Raw genomic sequence first — 20,922 nt, forward strand, 5'->3', positions numbered from 1 at the left:
GTTGGGTAGAAAAACGAGAGAACGATCAAAAAAGCCGTCGCTATCCGACGGCCAAAAGGGTTACAGCATGGCTCCGATACTCAGCACGACCATGTTCAGTAGCGTGAGAATAAGCAGCAGTGGCGCCACCCATTTCAGATAGCGCACGTAAGGGACGCGCGCGATGGCCAGCCCGCCCATCACCACCGCAGAGGTGGGGGTAATCAGATTCACAATGCCGGATGCTGACTGGTATGCGGTGACGACCAGATCCCTGGGGACATGGGCGAAGTCTGCCAGCGGCGCCATAATGGGCATGGTGAGTACCGCAAGCCCGGAGGAAGACGGCACCAGGAAAGAGAGCAGCACTTCCAGCCAGTAGGTGACATTGATGAAAAGGGTGGTCGAAAGGCCAGAGACTAAATTCTCGGCGCTATGCAAAATCGTGTGGGTGATCATGCCGTTATCCATCACCACCACGATGCCGCGGGCAATACCGATAATCAGCGCGACGCCCAGCAGATCCCGCGCGCCATCAATGAACGTGCTGGTAAAGGCTTCTTCGCTCATGCGGGCGATAACGCCGACGATAATTGCGGCGGCCAGAAAGACACCGGAGATCTCCGCCATCCACCATCCGAGTACCGCGACCCCGTAAATCATCACCGCAAAGGCGGCGGCGAAAATAGCCAGAATCGTTTTTCGCGTTTTCGTAAATTCAAGACGGGTATCGGCACGGTTACCGAGGAAATGAGCGCGGTTTTCTTCCAGCTTGTCCGCCACGACAGACCGCTCCGGGTGGCTGCGAACGGTTCGTGCATAGCGCATCACCCATACGACGCAGATAACATAGCCGATAAGCAGCAGCAGAATACGCATCAGCATTCCCTGGGTGAAGGGGATCCCGGCTGCGTTAGCGGCGATCACCGTCGCGAAAGGGTTAATGGTGGAGCCGAGTGTGCCAATGCCCGCGCCGAGCAACACCGTCGCAGCCGCCACCAAAGGATCGAAACGCGCCGCCATCATCACCGGGACGAGCAGCGTATAGAAGGGGAGTGACTCTTCCGCCATCCCGTAAATCGTCCCTCCGGCGGCAAACAGCCCCATCAGGATCGGGATCATCCACTCCTCTTTACCGTTCAGCCTGACCGTCACGCGTTCGATTCCGGCGTCGATAGCTCCCGTCTTGTTCACCACGCCCAGAAAGCCGCCGATGATCAGAACAAACAACGCGACATCAATGGCGCCTGCGGTATAGGTTTCATGGTTATAAAGCCCGTCAATGGGAGCCAGCAGCACCGCGGTTAAACCTTGCGGATGCGCCTCTGTCGGGGCATATGTGCCTGCCACCGGCACTTCTTTACCCAGTGTGGCATTCATCGCCATCTGGTATTTCCCGGCCGGGACTATCCAGGTCATGGCGGCAACGAGTGCAATGAGAATAAACAGAATGGTGTACGCGGTGGGAAACTTGAATTTACCCATGATGTTCTCCGGATAGCTCGGGCATACGCCGGCTGGCGACATATGCCCGCAAGGGTTAGTCGCCGAGTGTCGCTACCATGACCGCTTTGATGGTATGCATCCGGTTCTCTGCTTCGTCGAAGACGATGGAGTGCGTGGACTCAAAAACCTCTTCCGTGACTTCAAGCCCTTTCAGGCCATAGGCCGCTTCGATTTCACGTCCCACTTTAGTGTGTTCGTTATGGAAGGCCGGCAGACAGTGCATGAATTTCACGTCGGGATTGCCGCTAGCCTGGATCACCTGCTGATTGATCTGGTAGGGCGTCATCAGGCTAACGCGCTCTGCCCAGGCCTCTTTCGGCTCGCCCATGGAAACCCAGACGTCGGTGTAGAGGAAATCCACGTCGTAGACGCCCTCTTCAACATCGTCGGTGAGCGTAATGCGCGCACCGGTTACGCTGGCGATTTCACGGCATTCAGCAACCAGCGCTTCGTCCGGCCAGAACGCTTTGGGGGCAACCAGACGGATATCCATCCCCATTTTCGCGGCGCCGACCATCAGCGAATTGCCCATGTTGTTGCGGGCATCTCCCAGGTAGGCAAAGCTCAGTTCCGGCAAGGTTTTCCCCGGCGCGTGTTCCAGCATGGTCATCAGATCGGCGAGGATCTGGGTGGGGTGAAATTCATTTGTCAGCCCGTTCCACACCGGGACGCCCGCGAACTCACCCAGCTCTTCCACTATGTCCTGCCCGTAGCCACGGTATTCGATCCCGTCGTACATGCGGCCTAAGACGCGGGCGGTATCTTTCATCGACTCTTTGTGACCAATCTGTGAGCCGCTTGGGCCAAGATAGGTCACCTGTGCGCCCTGGTCGAACGCGCCCACTTCAAAGGCGCAGCGGGTGCGGGTCGAGGTTTTTTCGAAGATCAGCGCGATGTTTTTACCGACCAGCGTCTGTTTTTCACGCCCGGCTTTTTTCGCTGCTTTCAACTCAATCGCCAGATCGATGAGGTACTGGATTTCTGCAGGGGTGTAGTCGAGCAGTTTAAGAAAATTGCGATTTTTCAGGTTAATAGTCATGAGAATGTCCTTGATATTGCGTTATGCGTTGACGGCTTCCTGGCGAATCAGCGTGCCTTTGTCGCCGCTGAGAATGTCCGGCCCATCGGCCAGCGAACCGATCCCGGCAATGCCGTGGCAGCGGCTGACAAATTCAGCGCAGGCGGTGACCTTCGGCCCCATTGAACCGGCGTCGAAGTGCATTTCACTGAGTAATGCTGGCGTGACCTGGGCCAGCGGACGCTGCGTGGGTTTGCCCCAGTCGAGATAGACGGCATCGGCGTCGGTCAGGATCAGTAACGCATCCGCGTGGAGTTGGCTGGCGAGCAGGGCGGCGGAGAGATCTTTGTCGATCACCGCTTCAATGCCGTGGTAGCCATCGGCTCTTTCCACTACCGGCACGCCGCCACCGCCGTTGCAGATAACCAGATGATCGCGGGCGATCAGCGTGCGGATCGCGTCGCTTTCAACGATGCGTTTGGGCTGGGGCGAGGGCACTACACGGCGGAAGGCATTGCCATCGGCTTTGAAGATCCAGCCCTTTTCTGCGTGTAGGGTTTTGGCCTGCGCAGCGTCGTAAATCGGCCCGATATATTTGGTTGGGTTGCGAAATGCTGGATCGTTGGCATCGACTTCAACCTGCGTCAGCAGGACGCTGATTTCGCGCTGCGGAAGTTGATTTTTCAGCGCCTGCTGTAGCATGTAGCCGATCATGCCCTGACTCTCCGCACCGAGAATGTCGAGCGGATAAGGGGTAACGCTGGCATAAGCGCTGTTTTGTAACGCCAGCAGCCCAACCTGTGGACCGTTGCCGTGCACCAGGATCACACGCCACTGCTGGGTGAGCCGGGCGATAGTGTGGGCCGCCAGTTCAATGTTTTTTCGCTGGATATCTGCTTCCAGCGGCTCGCCGCGTTTGAGCAGGGCGTTGCCGCCGAGGGCGACAACCAGGGTCGGTTTGTTTTCCATAACGTCTCCTTTAAATGCCGTCGCGTTCCAGCGGGCAGCTCATGCAGCGTGCGCCGCCGCGCCCACGTCCCAGTTCGTCGCCAGGGATAGGTAAAACGGTGATGCCGGCTTTGTCGTATTTTTCGTTGGTCCAGATATTGCGCTCGTAGCCCACCACCACGCCGGGGCGCAGCGTGAGGACGTTGTTCGCGTCATTCCACTGCTCGCGTTCGGCTTCAAACGCGTCGCCACCGGTGGTGATTAAGCGGATCTGATCGAGCCCTAATGCTTTTTCGAGGGCGTGTACCAGGGTGTTTTCCTGCGTCCGTTTCAGGCCACCGCGCCCGTCCGGCGTCAGCGTCCAGCACTGGACGTCAGGGCGAACCACTTCCGGGTAGACGGAGAAGGTATCGATATCGATGTGGGTCATGACAGTATCGAGATGCATACAGGAACGATGTTTTGGCAGTTCTACGGCGATAACGCGTTCCGCCTGGCGATGCGTAAAGAGCGATTGGGCAAGGAACTCAATTCCCTGTGGGGTAGTGCGCTCAGACATGCCGATGAGTACTGCGCCGCGGCCAATGACCAATACATCGCCACCTTCTAATGTGGCGTGGTCATAATTAATATTTTCATCACCGAAGTATTTAATAAAATCACCGTCGGTAAATTGTGGGTGCCAGCGATAAATGGCCCGGAGATTATTGGTCTCGCGCTGACGTGCCGTTTTAGCCATCGGGTTGATTGACACTCCGTTATATATCCAGCATGAGGTGTCACGGGTAAATAAATGGTTTGGCAATGGCTTCATTATAAAGTCATTAATATCGTGGGTATCGACCACCATATTTTTGATGGAGGCGGGGATTTCTCCGTAGGTCAGACCGCCGCTTAAATGCCGGGCGAGTTCCCGATGCGACATATCGGCAAGCCAGGCGCGAATATCCGTAGCGAAAGTCGGCCCAAGGCGATAGTCAGAAATCTGCGTGTCCAGCAGCCAGCTTTTGGCATCGGCGACATCCAGAGTTTCTGTTAATAAATCAGTCAGTAACAGCACTTCAATGCCCTGCTGACGCAACGTGTTGGCGAAAATGTCATGTTCTTCACCTGCGCGTTCCACCGACAAGACATCATCGAACAGCAACTCCTGACAGTTCGATGGCGTCAGCCTTTTTAAGCTGAGATTAGGACGATGTAGCATCACGCTACGTAATTGACCAATTTCAGAACCGACATAATGCTTTTCCATCATTATTCCTTTAACACGATTGTAAAAAATAAAGAGGAGGTGCCCGCAAATAGTGATTTATTTGCAGTCATGATTTTTCAGCTGATTTCGACGTTATATTTAGATTTTCCCTGGTAGAGAAATGTGATTGCTTTCACAGTCGGTGTGAAGATTAATTTTTCTTGCGTAATATATGATGGGGTTCTGAGAAATAAAAAAATAACAGGAAGGTAAATTGAATTGTCAGGCAGGAATATGTCTTGTTATTTGTGGGTGTTAATTTTTTGTGCGCATGTTTTATTATTAATGAATTAATAATTAATTGATTTGTAATGGTTTTATTTTTATTGATGAATGCTTATGCGGATTTTTAATTTTATTATTTTTGCGCTCATCTTTATTTTCAAATAACTATGACGATAGACAGGGGGGAGCCAGTAGATGCGAAACGTGAGCCACGACTGGTTTTTCTAATAAAACATTGCAGAACAGTAGGTTACTGAGGCGTCCAAAATACGCAGAGCAGGCGTTATGCATCTTTTATGCATAATACATTATCGGGTATTAACAACTGCCCAACATCATCAGCGATAAACATGCGTTGAGACAAAATATCAGCAACCAGCAGTTGTATGGCAGACGGTTTTTTCGTATAACAACCAAAATGAAACAATGTTTTAATTAAGGGGTTTAAGATGATTGTTGGCAATATTCACCACCTGGAAGCATGGCTGCCGGAAGAGCTGCGTCAGGCGATTGAGCACATTAAGGCGCACGTCACCGATGCTACGGAAAAAGGTAAGCATGACATCGATGGCAACCGCCTGTTTTACCTGATTGCAGAAGATATGACCGAGCCGTCTGCAGAGCGCCGCGCCGAGTACCACGCCCGCTATCTGGATATTCAAATCCTGCTAAAAGGTCAGGAAGGGATGACGTTCAGCACGCTGCCTGCGGGGACGCCGGAGACTGACTGGCTGGAGGAGAAGGATATTGCCTTCTTACCGGAAGGGGCAGAGGAGAAAACGGTCGTGTTGAATGAAGGCGACTTTGTGGTGTTCTATCCGGGAGAAGTGCATAAACCGCTGTGCGCGGTGGGTGCGCCAGCTCAGGTACGTAAAGCGGTAATCAAAATGCTGGTGGCCTAAGCGATCAGATGATGCCGGATCATGGCTATCCGGCATGCTCATTCTTCAACGCCGTTATTTCGTGAGCGTCGCGACCATTACCGCTTTGATGGTATGCATGCGGTTTTCTGCCTGATCAAATACCACGCTGGCGGGGGACTCAAAAACCTCATCGGTCACTTCCATGCCGCCGTGCAGACCATATTCGTCCGCCATTTTTTTACCGAGCGTGGTCTGGTCATCATGGAACGCAGGCAGGCAGTGCAGGAATTTCACCTGCGGGTTACCGGTCAGCGCCATCATCGCGCTGTTAACCTGGTACTTGCGCAGCAGAGCAATACGCTCGGCCCACTTCTCTTTCGCCTCTCCCATTGAGACCCAAACGTCGGTATAGATGAAATCCGCGCCTTTTACGCCGCTGGCAACATCTTCCGTCAGCGTGATATTCCCGCCGTTTTTCTGCGCCAGCGCTTTGCATTCTGCAACCAGACTCTCTTCCGGCCAGCAGGCCTGAGGCGCGACCAGACGCAGATCCAGCCCGGTTAAGGCGGCGGCTTCCAGCATCGAATTGCCCATGTTATTACGCGCATCGCCAGTATACACCAGCGTCATCTCGTTAAAGGCTTTTCCCGGCAGGTGTTCCTGCATGGTTAACAGATCGGCCAGCAACTGGGTCGGGTGAAACTCATTAGTTAACCCGTTCCATACCGGAACCCCGGCATATTCAGCCAGCGTTTCGACCACCTCCTGGCCGTGCCCCCGGTACTGAATACCGTCGTACATGCGGCCGAGCACGCGGGCAGTATCTTTAATCGACTCTTTATGACCAATCTGGCTGCCGCTTGGCCCGAGATAGGTCACGCGCGCGCCCTGATCGTATGCGGCAACTTCGAAAGAGCAACGGGTGCGGGTTGAGTCTTTTTCGAAGATGAGCGCAATGTTTTTGCCGGTCAGTTTGGCGACTTCTGTGCCGCTTTTCTTATCCGCTTTGAGCTGTGCCGCGAGTTGCAGCAGTGACGTGAGTTCAGCGGGGGTGAAATCAAGCAGTTTCAAAAAGTGTTTCTGATAAAACGCAGACATGTTTCCCTCACATGGCTTAGGCCATTTATTGAATTAAAATTCAATTTATATGGATGTTTATTCATTTGCAACCTTGTTTAACAAATCTTTCCTGGAAAGGTGGAGGCAATGTCGGCGGTATGTGACAATAAGAGTATCGGCAGGACATTATGAGGAACGAGCCATGGCAAACCCGGAACACCTGGAAGAGCAGCGTGAAGAAACACGCTTGATTATTGAAGAGTTACTCGAAGATGGCAGCGATCCTGATGCGCTGTACACCATCGAGCACCACCTTTCTGCGGATGATTTTGAAACCCTGGAAAAAGCGGCAGTAGAAGCGTTCAAGCTGGGTTATGAAGTGACCGAGCCGGAAGAGCTGGAAGTGGAAGAAGGCGACACGGTTATTTGCTGTGACATCCTCAGCGAGTGTGCGCTGAATGCCGAGCTGATTGACGCTCAGGTTGAGCAGCTGATGAACCTGGCTGAAAAATTTGAAGTGGAATACGACGGGTGGGGTACCTATTTTGAAGACCCTAACGGCGAAGAAGGTGAAGACGGCGACGATGAAGATTTCGTCGACGAAGATGATGACGGCGTGCGTCACTAAGTCATCTGACGACCTACGGCAGCGCGTGCTGCCGTAGGGCAAGGACAACGTATGGATTACCCGCAAATACTCTCCCCGATCCTGAATATCCTGCACTGCAAAACGCCTCAGGCATGGCTCGATAAAGCGCGAGATCCGGCAAACCTTCCTCTGTTACTGACCGACCATCTTGTGTGCGAGCTGAAAGCGGCACAAACGGCGATGCTGCTGGTGCGTAAATATGTCGCGGATAAAACCGGTTCGCAGGCGCTGCTGGACTGGCTGAAACCCTATGAGGCGTTTGCCTTCAGAGAAGGGGAAGAACCCGATTTCGTCGCACTGAATAAGCAGATCAGCAAAAGCGTGATGCCCCAGACTGACGATCCCTGGGGGCGGAAGCTTATCGACAGTATGGTGTTGCTGATCAAAGAGGAATTACATCACTTCTGGCAGGTGCGGGAAGCGATGATGAGTCGCAACATTCCTTACATCAAAATTACCGCCAGCCGCTACGCCAAAGGCATGCTCAAAGAGGTGCGAACCCACGAGCCATTGACGCTGATCGATAAGCTGATCTGCGGCGCTTACATTGAGGCGCGTTCCTGCGAACGTTTTGCCGCGCTGGCACCGTATCTGGATGAGGAGCTACAGGCGTTTTATCTGTCGCTACTCCGCTCAGAAGCGCGCCATTATCAGGATTATCTGGCGCTGGCGCAGCAGGTTTCCGGGCGCGACATTAGCGACAGAGTACGGTTTTTTGGTGAAGTCGAAGCATCGCTGATCTTATCGCCGGATGAAGAGTTCCGTTTTCATAGCGGTGTGCCAGGCACACCTTAAAACTTAAAGCGGTTTGAGCATGCGCACTTCGCAATCGACGTGCCCGGTACAGCCCAGCGGTTCACTGATGTGCTCAAACCCTAAGTGCTCGTACAGCCCAATCGCCTCGCGCAGAAACGCAGTGGTTTCCAGATAGCAGCGTTTAAAGCCCTGTTCACGGGCATGATCGAGCGCCATTAACGCCAGCTTCTTCGCCAGACCCTGGCCGCGCACCGACGAGAGAAAATACATCTTCTGCAGTTCACAAATATCCGGCTCGCTACAGGAAAGCGGTGCTACGCCGCCCCCGCCAACGACACGACCCTCTTGCTCGACCACCCAATAGGCGTGACCCGGCTGGCTGTAGAGTTGATACAACTCATCCAGATTAGGATCGGCAACGGTATAACCTTTGTCGGCTGTCAGGCCGAATTCGGCGGAAACCTGGCGGATAACGCTGGCAATAGCGGAATTATCGTCAGCGGTGATCAGACGCAGCGTCGCCGCAACCGGAGATATAACACTCATAGCGAAACTCGAAAAAATAATGACGGAGATAGGCAGTTAATAACACCGCAGGGCGGGGGAGCGCAAGAGAGGATAATTCAGGAACGAATGTATTGTGCGCCAGATAAGACGCACAATACATTGATATAACAGCGGAATCCAGGCTGATATCAGGCCTGGATACTGCGATTACAGCGCGGCGATAACAGCCTGCTGCTCAATCAGTTTGGCTTTCGCTTCCGCATAACCGTCCAGCTTCTCACGCTCTTTGGCAATCACCGCTTCCGGTGCGCGCGCCACAAAGCCTTCGTTAGACAGTTTGCTTTCGATGCGGCTGATTTCACCTTCGATCTTCGCCACTTCTTTCGCCAGACGCGCCAGCTCATCTTCTTTGTTGATGAGACCCGCCATTGGGATCAGCAGCTCAGCGCCGTCGATGATTTTGGTCACAGAAACTGGGCCTTTGTCATCGGCTGGCAGCACGGTAATGCTCTCCAGGCGCGCCAGGTTCAGCAGGAAGCTACGGTTGTCGTTCACACGACGCTCCGCGTCTTTACTGCAACCGCGCAGCAGCAGCTCCAGCGGTTTGCCCGGGGCGATGTTCATTTCCGCACGGATGTTACGTACGGCAACGATCGCCTGCTTCAGCCACTCGGTATCGGCCAGCGCCGCTTCATCGACCTGAGACGCATCGTATTCCGGGAACGGCTGCAGCATGATGGTATCGGCGGTAATGCCGCAAATCACTTTCACACGCTGCCAGATGGTTTCGGTAATGAACGGAATGATCGGATGCGCAAGACGCAGCAGACCTTCCAGCACGGTCACCAGCGTATGACGGGTGCCACGCAGTTCAGACTCGGAACCCCCGTTCATCACCGGCTTGGTCAGCTCCAGATACCAGTCACAGAACTGGTTCCAGGTGAACTCATACAGAATGCCAGCGGCGATGTCGAAGCGGAAGTTATCCAGCGTTTCGCGGTACGCTTTGATGGTCTGGTTGAATTCAGCCAGAATCCAGCGGTCTGCCAGTGACAGCGTCATTTCGCCGCCGTTGAAGCCGCAATCCTGGTCTTCGGTGTTCATCAGCACAAAGCGGCTGGCGTTCCACAGCTTGTTACAGAAGTTACGGTAACCTTCCAGACGCTTCATATCCCAGTTGATATCGCGACCGGTAGAAGCCAGTGCCGCCAGGGTGAAACGCAGGGCGTCGGTACCGTGCGGCTCGATGCCGTCCGGGAATTGCTTCTCGGTGCGCTTACGGATTTTCTCCGCCAGCTGCGGCTGCATCATGTTGCCGGTACGTTTCTCCAGCAGATCCGGCAGGGAGATACCATCGACCATATCCAGCGGGTCAATGACGTTGCCCTTGGATTTGGACATCTTCTGGCCTTCGTCGTCACGAATCAGACCGGTCATGTAGACGGTATGGAACGGAACCTGCGGCTTGCCGTTTTCATCTTTGATGAAGTGCATGGTCATCATGATCATGCGGGCGATCCAGAAGAAGATGATGTCGAAGCCGGAAACCATCACGCTGGTCGGGTGGAACTGACGCAGGGCGTCGGTGTTTTCCGGCCAGCCGAGCGTGGAGAAGGTCCACAGTGCGGAAGAGAACCAGGTATCCAGAACGTCTTCGTCCTGACGAAGCGCAACGTCTGCACCGAGGTTATTTTCCTGACGGACTTCGTCTTCGGTGCGGCCTACGTACACGTTGCCCGCTTCGTCGTACCATGCCGGGATACGGTGACCCCACCACAGCTGACGAGAGATACACCAGTCCTGAATATCGCGCATCCAGGAGAAGTACATGTTTTCGTACTGCTTCGGCACGAACTGAATGTCGCCGTTTTCAACCGCTTCAACAGCAGGTTTCGCCAGCACGTCGGCACGTACGTACCACTGGTCGGTCAGCATCGGTTCGATAACCACGCCGCCACGGTCGCCGTATGGAACGGTCAGATCGTGCGGTTTAATCTCTTCCAGCAGACCCAGGGCGTCAATGGCGGCAACGACCGCTTTACGCGCGGCAAAACGCTCCAGTTTCTGGAACTCAGCCGGGATCTCGTTGGAATAAACGTCAGACTCTTCACCTTTGGTGTCATACACTTCCGCCGTTTCGCGGATGTCGCCGTCAAAGGTCAAAATGTTGATCATCGGCAGGCCGTGACGTTTCCCGACTTCGTAGTCGTTAAAGTCGTGCGCCGGGGTGATTTTCACGCAGCCGGTGCCTTTTTCCATGTCGGCGTGTTCGTCGCCAACAATCGGAATGCGGCGGTTAACCAGCGGCAGGATCACGAATTTGCCGATCAGATCTTTATAACGCGGATCTTCCGGGTTCACGGCAACGCCGGTATCGCCCAGCACGGTTTCCGGGCGCGTTGTCGCCACGACCAGGTAATCTTTGCCGTCTGCGGTTTTTGCACCGTCAGCCAGCGGATAGCGGATGTGCCACATGGAGCCTTTAGACTCGCGGTTTTCCACTTCCAGGTCAGAAATCGCGGTGCGCAGTTTCGGGTCCCAGTTGACCAGGCGCTTGCCACGGTAGATCAGATCTTCTTTATACAGACGTACGAAGACTTCTTTCACGGCATTGGAAAGACCTTCGTCCATGGTGAAGCGCTCGCGCTCCCAGTCCACAGAGTTGCCCAGACGGCGCATCTGGCGGGTAATGGTGCCGCCGGATTCCGCTTTCCACTGCCAGATTTTATCGATAAACGCATCGCGACCGTAGTCGTGACGGGTTTTACCTTCTTCAGCGGCAATCTTACGCTCAACCACCATCTGGGTTGCGATACCCGCATGGTCGGTACCTGCCTGCCACAGGGTATTTTTACCCTGCATGCGCTGGTAACGGATCATGGTGTCCATGATGGTTTGCTGGAAAGCATGACCCATATGCAAACTGCCGGTGACGTTCGGCGGCGGGATCATGATGCAGAAGGACTCTTTGCTTTCATCGCCGTTAGGTTTGAAATAGCCCTGCTTTTCCCAGTGCTCGTAAAGCGGCTGTTCGATATCGTTTGGGTTGTATGTCTTTTCCATTATTTCCAGGTTGCCGTATTCAGGTTAAAACCAGCCACGCGGTAAGCTTTGTAGCGTTCGCGCGCTGATTGTTTCAAAGAATCTTCGTGAGGGACGAAGTCTATCACTTCTGTGAAAGCGGTGGCAAAATCTACAAAGCCAACCCGCACACTGATCAACAGATCGCGCGGGCTACTGTTGCGTTTTTCCGGCCAGGCGATCTCGACCGGCGCACCGCCTCGTGGGCCTTCACCCGCCAGATTATGTGGCACAAAGCTTTCTGCGGGTCTTGCCCACAGTGCTTCATCCAGCCGAATAGCCTGTTTTTCATCTTCACAGGCGATCAGTACGCGCTTGCCCGCGCGCCAACGTTCTGCGGCAATTTCACACACCAGTTGTTCGACGGCGCTCAGGCCATCGACGACGGTGTCATTGTCCAGAATATAGAACGTTGCGTTTCTCATGATATGGGGCTTCTTGTGGTGGATTTAAATGCGTTGCCATAATGCACGCCACAGGCCGGATAGCGCTGGGCTTATCCGGCCTGCGGGGCAATCTCAAACTTACTCTTCGCCGTTAAAACCCGAACGATTGAGCAGGAACTGCGACAACAGCGCGACCGGACGACCTGTCGCGCCTTTGGCTTTCCCTGAACGCCATGCGGTACCAGCGATATCCAGGTGCGCCCAGTTGTACTTACGGGTAAAGCGCGACAGGAAGCAGCCTGCGGTAATCGCACCGCCAGGACGCCCGCCGATATTCGCCATATCCGCAAAGTTGGACTCCAGCTGTTCCTGGAACTCATCGCCCAGCGGTAAACGCCATGCACGGTCGCCAGCTTGTTCAGATGCGCCAATCAGCTCGTGTGCCAGCGGGTTGTGGTTCGACATCAGGCCGGTGATGTGATGACCCAGAGCGATAACACACGCGCCGGTCAGGGTGGCGACGTCAATTACCGCTTCAGGTTCAAAACGCTCGACGTAGGTTAACACGTCGCACAGCACCAGGCGGCCTTCGGCATCGGTATTGAGCACTTCAACGGTCTGACCGGACATGGTGGTCAATACATCCCCCGGACGGTACGCGCGACCGCCAGGCATGTTTTCACAGCCAGCCAGTACGCCGACAACGTTGATCGGCAATTGAAGCTCAGCCACCATGCGCATCACGCCGTAGACTGCCGCTGCGCCGCACATGTCGTATTTCATCTCATCCATGCCTTCGGCAGGCTTGATGGAGATACCACCGGAGTCAAAGGTCAACCCTTTGCCAACCAGCACAATCGGGCGCGCATCTTCTGACGGATTACCCTTGTATTCGATAACCGACATCAGCGACTCGTTCTGCGAACCGTGGCCTACGGCCAGGTAAGAGTGCATGCCCAGCTCTTTCATCTGCTGTTCGCCGATCACGCGCGTCACCACATTCTTGCTGTAGCTGTCAGCCAGTTGACGCGCCTGAGAAGCCAGGTACGCGGCATTACAGATGTTCGGCGGCATGTTGCCGAGGTCTTTTGCCGCTTTAATACCGGCAGCAATCGCCAGGCCGTGCTGAATCGCACGCTCGCCGCTGGTCAGTTCGCGGCGGGTAGGGACGTTGAAGACCATTTTGCGCAGCGGACGACGCGGCTCGCTTTTGTTGGTCTTCAGTTGATCAAAGCTGTACAGCGTTTCTTGCGCTGTTTCGACAGCTTGACGCACTTTCCAGTAGTTATTGCGACCTTTTACGTGCAGCTCGGTCAGGAAGCAGACCGCTTCCATTGAGCCAGTATCATTCAGGGTATTGATGGTTTTCTGAATAACCTGCTTATACTGACGCTCATCAAGCTCACGCTCTTTGCCACAACCAATGAGGAGAATTCGCTCAGACAGAACGTTAGGAACATGGTGCAGTAACAGGGTTTGACCCGGTTTACCTTCCAGTTCGCCGCGACGCAGCAGTGCGCTGATGTACCCGTCGCTGATTTTGTCGAGCTGCTCTGCAATCGGAGAGAGGCGGCGGGGTTCAAAGACGCCCACGACGATGCAGGCACTCCGCTGTTTCTCCGGGCTACCGCTTTTTACACTGAACTCCATGCACTACGCTCCTGAATCTTAAAGACAACGGCGGTGGCTACAGATAGAATTGCAAGCTTTCGTAACTCATGCCCGCTGTTGCGGTGACTTCGTGTTAATCTTAACGTTATTACGGTATTGGCACGTCAGAACAATTTCTGAGAGGTGAATCCGTTGAGTATAATAATCTTAGCGACGATTTCGACGACTCAAGAGAATAAATGACGTTTAAGCCATGAAACAAGCTAAATTCCGGCAAAAGACGAGTTTTTACGGGCGTATTTAAAGTGATAATCATAAGATATCTGGTACGGGAAACGCTCAAAAGCCAACTTGCGATCCTTTTCATCCTACTTTTGATCTTCTTTTGTCAAAAGTTAGTCAGGATCCTCGGTGCGGCGGTTGACGGTGATATCCCGGCAAATCTGGTGCTCTCGCTACTGGGGCTGGGCGTGCCAGAAATGGCGCAACTTATCTTGCCATTAAGCCTGTTCCTCGGGCTGCTCATGACGCTGGGCAAACTGTATACCGAAAGTGAAATTACGGTGATGCACGCCTGCGGTCTGAGCAAGGCTGTGCTGGTGAAAGCCGCAATGGTGCTGGCGTTGTTTACCAGTATTATCGCCGCGGTGAACGTCATGTGGGCTGGACCCTGGTCCTCAAGGCATCAGGACGAAGTGCTGGCGGAAGCGAAAGCGAACCCCGGCATGGCGGCGCTTGCGCAAGGGCAGTTCCAGCAGGCCACCAACGGCAGTTCGGTGCTGTTTATTGAAAGCGTCGAGGGTAGCGACTTCAAAGATGTCTTCCTCGCCCAGATTCGTCCGAAAGGTAACGCCCGTCCTTCGGTCGTGGTGGCGGATTCCGGGCATCTGACGCAGCTGCGCGACGGCTCTCAGGTCGTGACGCTGAACAAAGGTACGCGCTTTGAAGGCACCGCGCTGTTACGCGATTTCCGCATTACCGACTTCCAGGACTACCAGGCGATTATTGGGCATCAGGCCGTCGCGCTGGATCCGAACGATACCGACCAGATGGATATGCGCACGCTGTGGACGACCGACACCGATCGTGCCCGGGCGGAACTGCACTGGCGTATCACGTTAGTATTCACCGTATTTATGATGGCGCTGATGGTGGTTCCGCTGAGCGTGGTGAACCCGCGTCAGGGTCGCGTGCTTTCCATGCTGCCAGCGATGCTGCTGTATCTGTTGTTCTTCCTGATCCAGACTTCGCTGAAGTCGAACGGGGGCAAGGGTAAGCTGGACCCGGCGTTCTGGATGTGGGTGGTTAACCTGCTTTATCTGGCGCTGGCGATTGCGCTTAACCTGTGGGATACGGTGCCTGTGCGCCGCTTGCGTGCCCGTTTTATGCGTAAAGGAGCGGTATAATGCAGCCCTTTGGTGTACTTGACCGCTATATCGGTAAAACCATTTTCACCACCATCATGATGACGTTGTTCATGCTGGTGTCGCTCTCCGGCATTATCAAGTTTGTTGACCAGCTAAAAAAAGCCGGGCAGGGGAGCTACGATGCGATGGGCGCGGGGCTGTATACCCTGCTCAGCGCACCGAAAGATATTCAGATCTTCTTCCCGATGGCCGCACTGCTTGGTGCGTTGTTGGGGCTGGGCATGCTGGCTCAGCGCAGCGAACTGGTGGTGATGCAGGCGTCTGGTTTTACCCGCATGCAGGTTGCGCTGTCGGTAATGAAAACGGCTATTCCGCTGGTGCTGTTGACAATGGCTATCGGTGAATGGGTGGCGCCGCAGGGTGAGCAGATGGCGCGTAACTACCGTGCGCAGCAGATGTACGGCGGCTCGCTGCTTTCTACCCAGCAGGGGCTGTGGGCGAAAGACGGGAATAGCTTTGTCTACATCGAGCGGGTAAAAGGCGATGAAGAGCTGGGTGGGATTAGCATCTACTCTTTTAACGATCAGCGTCGTCTGCAGTCCGTACGCTATGCCGCGAATGCGAAATTCGATGCGGAGAATAAAATCTGGCGCTTGTCACAGGTGGATGAGTCCGATCTGCAAAATCCGAAGCAGATCACCGGTTCACAGACCGTCAGCGGAACCTGGAAAACCAAGCTCACACCGGACAAACTCGGCGTGGTGGCGCTGGACCCGGACGCACTCTCCATCAGCGGTCTGCATAACTATGTGAAGTATCTGAAATCGAGTGGTCAGGATGCCGGGCGCTACCAGCTCAATATGTGGAGCAAAGTGTTCCAGCCGCTCTCCGTGGCGGTAATGATGCTGATGGCGCTGTCGTTCATCTTTGGTCCGCTGCGTAGCGTACCGATGGGTGTGCGCGTGGTGACGGGGATTAGCTTCGGTTTCGTATTCTACGTTCTGGATCAGATCTTCGGTCCACTGACGCTGGTGTACGGTATTCCGCCGATTATCGGCGCACTGCTGCCGAGCGCGTCGTTCTTCTTGATCAGCCTGTGGCTGATGCTGCGTAAGTCCTGAAGTATCGACCGGATAAGACGCAGTGCCTGATGGCGCTGCGCTTATCCGGTCTCCGTTCTGCTAGCGTTTTCTACCGCCCATTAAACTTCCCAACATCCCGCGGATAATCTGATTGGTGACCTGTCGCGCTGCGCTTTTCGCTACGCTCTGCACCACGCCATCGCGTTTACCGCCACGCGGTCCGGTGCTGCCAAACAGGATCTCTTTCAGCCCGCCAAGAATACCGTCGTCAACATCGACCGCTTTACCGTTGGCTGGCGGGGTCTTTTGCTGCTCGGTCGCAGCCTGTACTCCTTGCTGTAAGCGCTCGTAGGCTGACTCACGATCAACCTCTTCCTCGTACTTTCCGTACAGCGGAGAGTGGTTGATCAGCCCGTTGCGCTCATCATCCGTTACTGGCCCCATGCGCGAGCACGGTGCAATTACCATTGCCCGTTCCACCACCGACGGGCTGCCTTTGGCGTCGAGAAAAGACACCAGCGCTTCACCCGTTCCCAGTTCCTGAATGGCTTTTTCGGTATCAAAGGTCGGATTTGCGCGCATGGTCTGCGCGGCCGTTTTCACCGCTTTCTGATCTTTTGGTGTGAACGCCCGCAGCGCGTGCTGCACGCGGTTACCCAACTGGCCGAGCACGTTGTCGGGAACATCCGACGGGTTCTGCGACACAAACCACACGCCGACGCCTTTCGAGCGGATCAGGCGAATCACCTGCTCGATTTTATCCAGCAGAACCTGTGGGGCATCGTTGAACAACAGATGCGCCTCGTCGAAGAAAAACACCAGCTTCGGTTTCTCCAGATCGCCCGCTTCCGGCAACTGTTCATACAGCTCGGAGAGCATCCACAGCAGGCTGGCGGCATACAGTTTGGGCATCTGGTAAAGCTTTTCAGCGCTGAGGATATTAATCACCCCTTTGCCGTTGGCGTCGGTACGCATCCAGTCTTTGATATCGAGCATTGGCTCGCCAAAGAAGTGCGCTGCGCCCTGTTGCTCCAGTGACAACAGTCCACGCTGAATAGCGCCCACCGAGGCGCTGCTGATGTTACCGTATTGATTCTGGAAGGATTTGGCGTTGTCGCCGATGTACTGGGTGATCGCCCGCAGGTCTTTGAAGTCCAGCAGCAACAGCCCCTGGTCATCGGCGATGCGGAAGATAATATCCAACACGCCAGACTGTACCTCGTTCAGGTTCAGCAGACGGGCCAGCAGCAGCGGTCCGAGATCGGACACCGTGGCCCGCACGGGGTGACCTTTCTCGCCAAAGATATCCCACACCGTGACCGGATTCGCATGCGGTTGCCAGTCAGTAATCCCGATGTTTTTCAGGCGTGTGAGCAGCTTCTCAGAGGCTTGTCCTTCCTGTGCCACACCGGTTAAGTCACCTTTCACATCGGCCATAAACACCGGTACGCCAATCTCAGACAGCGATTCGGCCAGTTTCTGTAACGTGACGGTTTTACCGGTTCCGGTCGCGCCGGTAATCAGTCCGTGGCGGTTGGCCATGGCCGGGAGTAAAAACAGTTCAGTGTCCGGTGTGCGGGCAATTAACAGGGGTGTGCTCATTCAGATTTCCTCCATTTATCCTGCCTGGAGTATAGGCAATGTGAATAAAAGAAAGTATGCGCCAGCAGGATAAAATGGCGGAACGCGTATTACGGAGATCAATCAGCAACTGTTTTTATCAGAGGCAACAGGTTCAGTCCCTTACAGGACTGAACCTGTTCATCAGAAGTCCGCTTTCAGAACCACGCGGTAGCGAGCCTTACCGTCACGAACGTGCTGGATAGCCTCATTAATTTGCGACATCGGGTACAGTTCGGTGGTGGGCGAGACCTTGCTGCGTCCGGCAAATATCATCAGTTTGCGCAGTTCAGACGGCGTGCCGGTCGCCGAACCGGAGATGCTGCGATCGCCTGCAATCAGCGTAAATGCAGGAACGGCCAGTGGTTTCAACACGGCACCGACGGTGTGGAAGTTACCGCCATAGGCCAGCGCTTCAAAATAAGGCTGCCAGTCGAGATCGACGTTAACGGTATTGATGATGAGATCGAACTGACCCGCCAGCGCCTGCAATGCCTGTGGATCGCGACTGTTCACCACTTTATCAGCCCCCATCGCCAGTACTTCCTGCTCTTTCGCCGGATTGGAACTGAACGCGGTCACTTCACAGCCCATCGCATGTAACAGCTTAATGGCGATATGCCCGAGTCCACCGATGCCGATCACCCCGACGCGGCTGGTGGCGGTAATGTGATGCATCAGCAGGGGTTTGAACACCGTAATGCCACCGCACAGTAGCGGACCGGCAGCCGCGAGATCGATGCTCTCTGGCAACGGGATCACCCACTGCCAGTCTGCGCGTAGCTTCTCGGCAAAGCCGCCGCGATTGAGTATGGTGGGAACAGAACCTTGCAGACAGTTGATCTGATTACCGCTGATACAGGCATCGCAGTGCCCGCAGCTGCGCGCCGTCCAGCCAATCCCGACGCGTTGACCGACCTTTAGCCCTTTATCCTGCGCCGCGCTGCCAAGCGCAGACACGCGGCCAATGACTTCATGCCCGGCAACCAACGGGTACTGAGAGAATCCCCATTCATTGTCGATCATCGACAAATCGGAATGGCAGATACCGCAGTAATCGACCTGGACTTCAACATCCTCCGGCTTGAGCTCACCTGCATCATATTCATAGAGTTCGAGTTCGCTGCCCGCCGCTTTTGCGGCGTAGCTTTTTATCATCGACATCGTGTTTCCCTCTGTGTGGTGTTGAACTGGAAGTGTAGAGCATGGGGAAACGGGGCGCTTTGGCGAAAGGGGGGTTAAGCCCTTTTCTGCAGCAACGCGTTGAGCCACATTTCGTCGCGATCGGGACGTTTATCGATCGTCTTCCAGTTATTGATTAATACGATGTCAGTCAGCGGTGCGATCAGCTTTTCCAGCCCCTGTTCGGTGAGATCGGTAAAGTGGCGACCGTCTTTCACTCTTTCCGTTTCTCCGTATTTGAACGACACATACCACGTACCGCCCGTTTTGAGGGCGCGGGCCAGTTTGCTCATTACGTCAGGGAGTTCTTCTGCACTGACATGCAGTAACGAAGCGCAGCACCAGATGCCATCATAGCGTTCGACATCGTTGATATCGCTAAAGGTCATTTGTTTCACGCCCAGCCCCGTATGTTGGCTGGCAAGGCTCACCATTTCCGATGAGGCGTCGAAAGCATCGACCTGATACCCTTTCTCCAGAAAGGCTTTGCTGTCGCGCCCGGAGCCGCAACCCGCATCCAGAATGCGTCCACGTTCCGGGATGTGTTGCAAAAAAGGGTGATAAAGCGACGCCATATCGACATTAACCGTCGTGCTGAAAAAGTCCTGCGCGTGGCGCTGGTAATATTCGAGAGTCATCAGAATGTATCCGTTCCTTGTGCAATGGGTTCCCACTGGTGAAAGAGTATTTTAATCGCCTCGTTCCAACTGTCGTTCAAAAATGTATTTCTCAGTGCCTGGGTGGCGCCTGTCTGGCGAATCAATGTTTCACGTAGTGGCAGATGGCTGTGAATAAAATATTCATTCCTGTCCCGCAGACGCTGCAGTAGCCTGGGCGAGGGAAGTTGAGCAAATTTGCCTTTCTCACCCCGATTACATTCCTTACAGGCGAGTACCAGATTCCAGACACCATCGATATTTGTCACCTGCTCCCGTGCTTTCCACGGGATAAAATGATCAACATCGGCAAAATTATCATCGCCAGGCTGCAGGCTAATGGGGGCAAAACAGTAGAAGCAGCGTCCCTTTTGATAGCCATTCAGGCTGTCCCGACAGCTGGAGATCGCCACCCGACGATCGCTGTTCCTGCTAAACAGCATTTGATCGTCTTCATCATATTCGACGTTAATCAGGTGAGTAGAGATATTCATCGCCCATGCCTGTTCAACCAGACTCCAGCGCGCATCTGTTTCAAAGCTGAGGTTTCGGTATTGCAGGCGTTCACCCAGATTGTAGAAGTTCTCCGTTAGCCGGATGCCTTTATGCGTTTTGCGTTCATCGATAAAAAAGCGTTTCTCAATTTCACCCTGATTAACATTGTGAAAGGCATCAATCACATTGTTAAACCCCTGCCGGATGGTGATCGCAGTGAGTTCATCGCGGGTGATTTCGCCGTTGTTGAACCGCGAACAGGCGGCAATAAATTGGCTGCTGCGCGAAGTGATTTGCTTTGGCGCATGCCTGAGATGGCGGCACAAGTGGTTGCTGAATGGCACGGCCAGATCTTCAAGTGTGATCAGATCACTACCGTCAGGTTTGAGATCGTACAGAGCGTGGGCGAGCGCAAACTTGTAGGAAGCCACATTTTTGCCGAAGAGGATAATCCCGCGCCAGTAGTTTTCCAGCGTGGGTTCAACCTGATAAAAACGCATAACGGTGTCCTGAGAACGGTTGGTTACTGCTATTACTGGATTCAGTAACGACATCTCATAGTAAACAGCGGTAAATGTAAACCGAGTCGGTCACGTTGCATTTTTTTGCGAGGCGGATTCCGATAAAAAAGCGTTCAGCGATGTGAAAGGCGGTAACAGAAAGGGAAGGAGAGTGGCCGA

Annotated in this window: 20 protein-coding genes; 6 read left to right on the top strand and 14 right to left on the bottom strand. The window is 54.3% G+C overall.

From position 1 onward, the window contains the following. Positions 1–60 precede the first annotated feature (60 nt). The 4 genes from N7268_RS07955 to arcA are packed head-to-tail and all read right to left on the bottom strand — an operon-like array spanning position 61 to position 4,703. Positions 61–1,464, bottom strand: coding sequence for a YfcC family protein (locus N7268_RS07955; protein WP_260862396.1), 1,404 nt, complete (start codon positions 1,462–1,464; stop codon positions 61–63). Positions 1,465–1,519: 55 nt separating this feature from the next. Continuing rightward, positions 1,520–2,524, bottom strand: coding sequence for an ornithine carbamoyltransferase (gene argF, locus N7268_RS07960; protein WP_260862397.1), 1,005 nt, complete (start codon positions 2,522–2,524; stop codon positions 1,520–1,522). Between the two features lie 21 nt (positions 2,525–2,545). After that, entirely contained in the window at positions 2,546–3,472 is a 927-nt protein-coding gene (gene arcC, locus N7268_RS07965; protein WP_260862398.1) for a carbamate kinase, read from the bottom strand. Positions 3,473–3,482: 10 nt separating this feature from the next. After that, the gene (gene arcA, locus N7268_RS07970) at positions 3,483–4,703 is read right to left on the bottom strand and encodes an arginine deiminase (RefSeq protein WP_260862400.1); all 1,221 of its coding nucleotides are present in this window, start codon (positions 4,701–4,703) and stop codon (positions 3,483–3,485) included. A gap of 674 nt (positions 4,704–5,377) precedes the next feature. Between arcA and N7268_RS07975 the strand changes: the two genes are divergently transcribed. Continuing rightward, positions 5,378–5,830, top strand: a complete 453-nt coding sequence (locus N7268_RS07975; RefSeq protein ID WP_198906686.1) for a YhcH/YjgK/YiaL family protein — start codon at positions 5,378–5,380, stop codon at positions 5,828–5,830. Between the two features lie 54 nt (positions 5,831–5,884). Here N7268_RS07975 and argF (N7268_RS07980) read toward each other — a convergent pair whose 3' ends face one another. Both argF (N7268_RS07980) and argL read right to left on the bottom strand, forming a co-directional pair. Further along, positions 5,885–6,889 (bottom strand): ornithine carbamoyltransferase, encoded by a 1,005-nt coding sequence (gene argF, locus N7268_RS07980; RefSeq protein WP_260862402.1) that lies wholly within the window; start codon positions 6,887–6,889, stop codon positions 5,885–5,887. Then, positions 6,859–6,954 (bottom strand): putative translational regulatory protein ArgL, encoded by a 96-nt coding sequence (gene argL / locus N7268_RS25170; protein ID WP_409929178.1) that lies wholly within the window; start codon positions 6,952–6,954, stop codon positions 6,859–6,861. Before argL ends, argF (N7268_RS07980) begins: the two co-directional genes overlap by 31 nt. Before the next feature lie 98 nt (positions 6,955–7,052). Here argL and rraB point away from each other — a divergent pair, with 98 nt between their 5' ends. Together rraB and miaE are read left to right on the top strand one after the other, a co-directional pair. Then, positions 7,053–7,478, top strand: a complete 426-nt coding sequence (rraB, locus tag N7268_RS07985) for a ribonuclease E inhibitor RraB (protein WP_198906684.1) — start codon at positions 7,053–7,055, stop codon at positions 7,476–7,478. A 51-nt stretch (positions 7,479–7,529) separates the two neighbouring features. Next, the gene (gene miaE, locus N7268_RS07990) at positions 7,530–8,294 is read left to right on the top strand and encodes a tRNA isopentenyl-2-thiomethyl-A-37 hydroxylase MiaE (RefSeq protein WP_260862403.1); all 765 of its coding nucleotides are present in this window, start codon (positions 7,530–7,532) and stop codon (positions 8,292–8,294) included. Between the two features lie 3 nt (positions 8,295–8,297). On the opposite strand, the gene N7268_RS07995 is transcribed toward miaE, so the two are convergent. The 4 genes from N7268_RS07995 to pepA form a co-directional block, all read right to left on the bottom strand. Beyond that, positions 8,298–8,801: a GNAT family N-acetyltransferase gene (locus N7268_RS07995; RefSeq protein ID WP_198906682.1), complete on the bottom strand. Its 504-nt coding sequence runs from the start codon at positions 8,799–8,801 to the stop codon at positions 8,298–8,300. Between the two features lie 168 nt (positions 8,802–8,969). Next, entirely contained in the window at positions 8,970–11,825 is a 2,856-nt protein-coding gene (gene valS, locus N7268_RS08000; protein WP_260862404.1) for a valine--tRNA ligase, read from the bottom strand. Further along, positions 11,825–12,268: a DNA polymerase III subunit chi gene (gene holC, locus N7268_RS08005; RefSeq protein ID WP_198906680.1), complete on the bottom strand. Its 444-nt coding sequence runs from the start codon at positions 12,266–12,268 to the stop codon at positions 11,825–11,827. Before holC ends, valS begins: the two co-directional genes overlap by 1 nt. A gap of 99 nt (positions 12,269–12,367) precedes the next feature. Then, positions 12,368–13,879: a leucyl aminopeptidase gene (gene pepA, locus N7268_RS08010; protein ID WP_198906679.1), complete on the bottom strand. Its 1,512-nt coding sequence runs from the start codon at positions 13,877–13,879 to the stop codon at positions 12,368–12,370. A gap of 153 nt (positions 13,880–14,032) precedes the next feature. Between pepA and ytgA the strand changes: the two genes are divergently transcribed. From ytgA to lptG, 3 genes are all read left to right on the top strand, one after another. Continuing rightward, positions 14,033–14,083: a protein YtgA gene (gene ytgA / locus N7268_RS08015; RefSeq protein WP_211180521.1), complete on the top strand. Its 51-nt coding sequence runs from the start codon at positions 14,033–14,035 to the stop codon at positions 14,081–14,083. Between the two features lie 62 nt (positions 14,084–14,145). After that, positions 14,146–15,246: an LPS export ABC transporter permease LptF gene (gene lptF, locus N7268_RS08020; RefSeq protein ID WP_260862405.1), complete on the top strand. Its 1,101-nt coding sequence runs from the start codon at positions 14,146–14,148 to the stop codon at positions 15,244–15,246. Continuing rightward, complete coding sequence (gene lptG, locus N7268_RS08025) at positions 15,246–16,328, top strand: LPS export ABC transporter permease LptG (RefSeq protein ID WP_260862406.1); 1,083 nt, start codon at positions 15,246–15,248, stop codon at positions 16,326–16,328. The genes lptF and lptG overlap by 1 nt, the downstream gene beginning before the upstream one ends. Before the next feature lie 60 nt (positions 16,329–16,388). Here the strand turns inward: lptG and N7268_RS08030 are convergent, their stop codons facing one another. The 4 genes from N7268_RS08030 to N7268_RS08045 form a co-directional block, all read right to left on the bottom strand. Then, complete coding sequence (locus tag N7268_RS08030; RefSeq protein WP_260862407.1) at positions 16,389–17,891, bottom strand: helicase HerA-like C-terminal domain-containing protein; 1,503 nt, start codon at positions 17,889–17,891, stop codon at positions 16,389–16,391. A gap of 162 nt (positions 17,892–18,053) precedes the next feature. Then, positions 18,054–19,073, bottom strand: coding sequence for an NAD(P)-dependent alcohol dehydrogenase (locus N7268_RS08035; protein ID WP_260862408.1), 1,020 nt, complete (start codon positions 19,071–19,073; stop codon positions 18,054–18,056). 74 nt (positions 19,074–19,147) lie between these two features. Further along, positions 19,148–19,729 (bottom strand): class I SAM-dependent methyltransferase, encoded by a 582-nt coding sequence (locus N7268_RS08040; protein WP_260862409.1) that lies wholly within the window; start codon positions 19,727–19,729, stop codon positions 19,148–19,150. After that, positions 19,729–20,742 (bottom strand): HNH endonuclease, encoded by a 1,014-nt coding sequence (locus N7268_RS08045; protein WP_260862410.1) that lies wholly within the window; start codon positions 20,740–20,742, stop codon positions 19,729–19,731. Before N7268_RS08045 ends, N7268_RS08040 begins: the two co-directional genes overlap by 1 nt. Between the last annotated feature and the right edge of the window lie 180 nt (positions 20,743–20,922).

Source organism: Citrobacter sp. Marseille-Q6884 (assembly GCF_945906775.1).
GTDB lineage: Bacteria > Pseudomonadota > Gammaproteobacteria > Enterobacterales > Enterobacteriaceae > Citrobacter.

Bases quoted from the DNA above. Each gene is read 5' to 3' on its own strand.
- N7268_RS07955 (WP_260862396.1), bottom strand. From the start codon at position 1,464: ATGGGTAAATTCAAGTTTCCCACCGCGTACACCATTCTGTTTATTCTC.
- argF (WP_260862397.1), bottom strand. From the start codon at position 2,524: ATGACTATTAACCTGAAAAATCGCAATTTTCTTAAACTGCTCGACTAC.
- arcC (WP_260862398.1), bottom strand. From the start codon at position 3,472: ATGGAAAACAAACCGACCCTGGTTGTCGCCCTCGGCGGCAACGCCCTG.
- arcA (WP_260862400.1), bottom strand. From the start codon at position 4,703: ATGGAAAAGCATTATGTCGGTTCTGAAATTGGTCAATTACGTAGCGTG.
- N7268_RS07975 (WP_198906686.1), top strand. From the start codon at position 5,378: ATGATTGTTGGCAATATTCACCACCTGGAAGCATGGCTGCCGGAAGAG.
- argF (WP_260862402.1), bottom strand. From the start codon at position 6,889: ATGTCTGCGTTTTATCAGAAACACTTTTTGAAACTGCTTGATTTCACC.
- argL (WP_409929178.1), bottom strand. From the start codon at position 6,954: ATGAATAAACATCCATATAAATTGAATTTTAATTCAATAAATGGCCTA.
- rraB (WP_198906684.1), top strand. From the start codon at position 7,053: ATGGCAAACCCGGAACACCTGGAAGAGCAGCGTGAAGAAACACGCTTG.
- miaE (WP_260862403.1), top strand. From the start codon at position 7,530: ATGGATTACCCGCAAATACTCTCCCCGATCCTGAATATCCTGCACTGC.
- N7268_RS07995 (WP_198906682.1), bottom strand. From the start codon at position 8,801: ATGAGTGTTATATCTCCGGTTGCGGCGACGCTGCGTCTGATCACCGCT.
- valS (WP_260862404.1), bottom strand. From the start codon at position 11,825: ATGGAAAAGACATACAACCCAAACGATATCGAACAGCCGCTTTACGAG.
- holC (WP_198906680.1), bottom strand. From the start codon at position 12,268: ATGAGAAACGCAACGTTCTATATTCTGGACAATGACACCGTCGTCGAT.
- pepA (WP_198906679.1), bottom strand. From the start codon at position 13,879: ATGGAGTTCAGTGTAAAAAGCGGTAGCCCGGAGAAACAGCGGAGTGCC.
- lptG (WP_260862406.1), top strand. From the start codon at position 15,246: ATGCAGCCCTTTGGTGTACTTGACCGCTATATCGGTAAAACCATTTTC.
- N7268_RS08030 (WP_260862407.1), bottom strand. From the start codon at position 17,891: ATGAGCACACCCCTGTTAATTGCCCGCACACCGGACACTGAACTGTTT.
- N7268_RS08035 (WP_260862408.1), bottom strand. From the start codon at position 19,073: ATGTCGATGATAAAAAGCTACGCCGCAAAAGCGGCGGGCAGCGAACTC.
- N7268_RS08040 (WP_260862409.1), bottom strand. From the start codon at position 19,729: ATGACTCTCGAATATTACCAGCGCCACGCGCAGGACTTTTTCAGCACG.
- N7268_RS08045 (WP_260862410.1), bottom strand. From the start codon at position 20,742: ATGCGTTTTTATCAGGTTGAACCCACGCTGGAAAACTACTGGCGCGGG.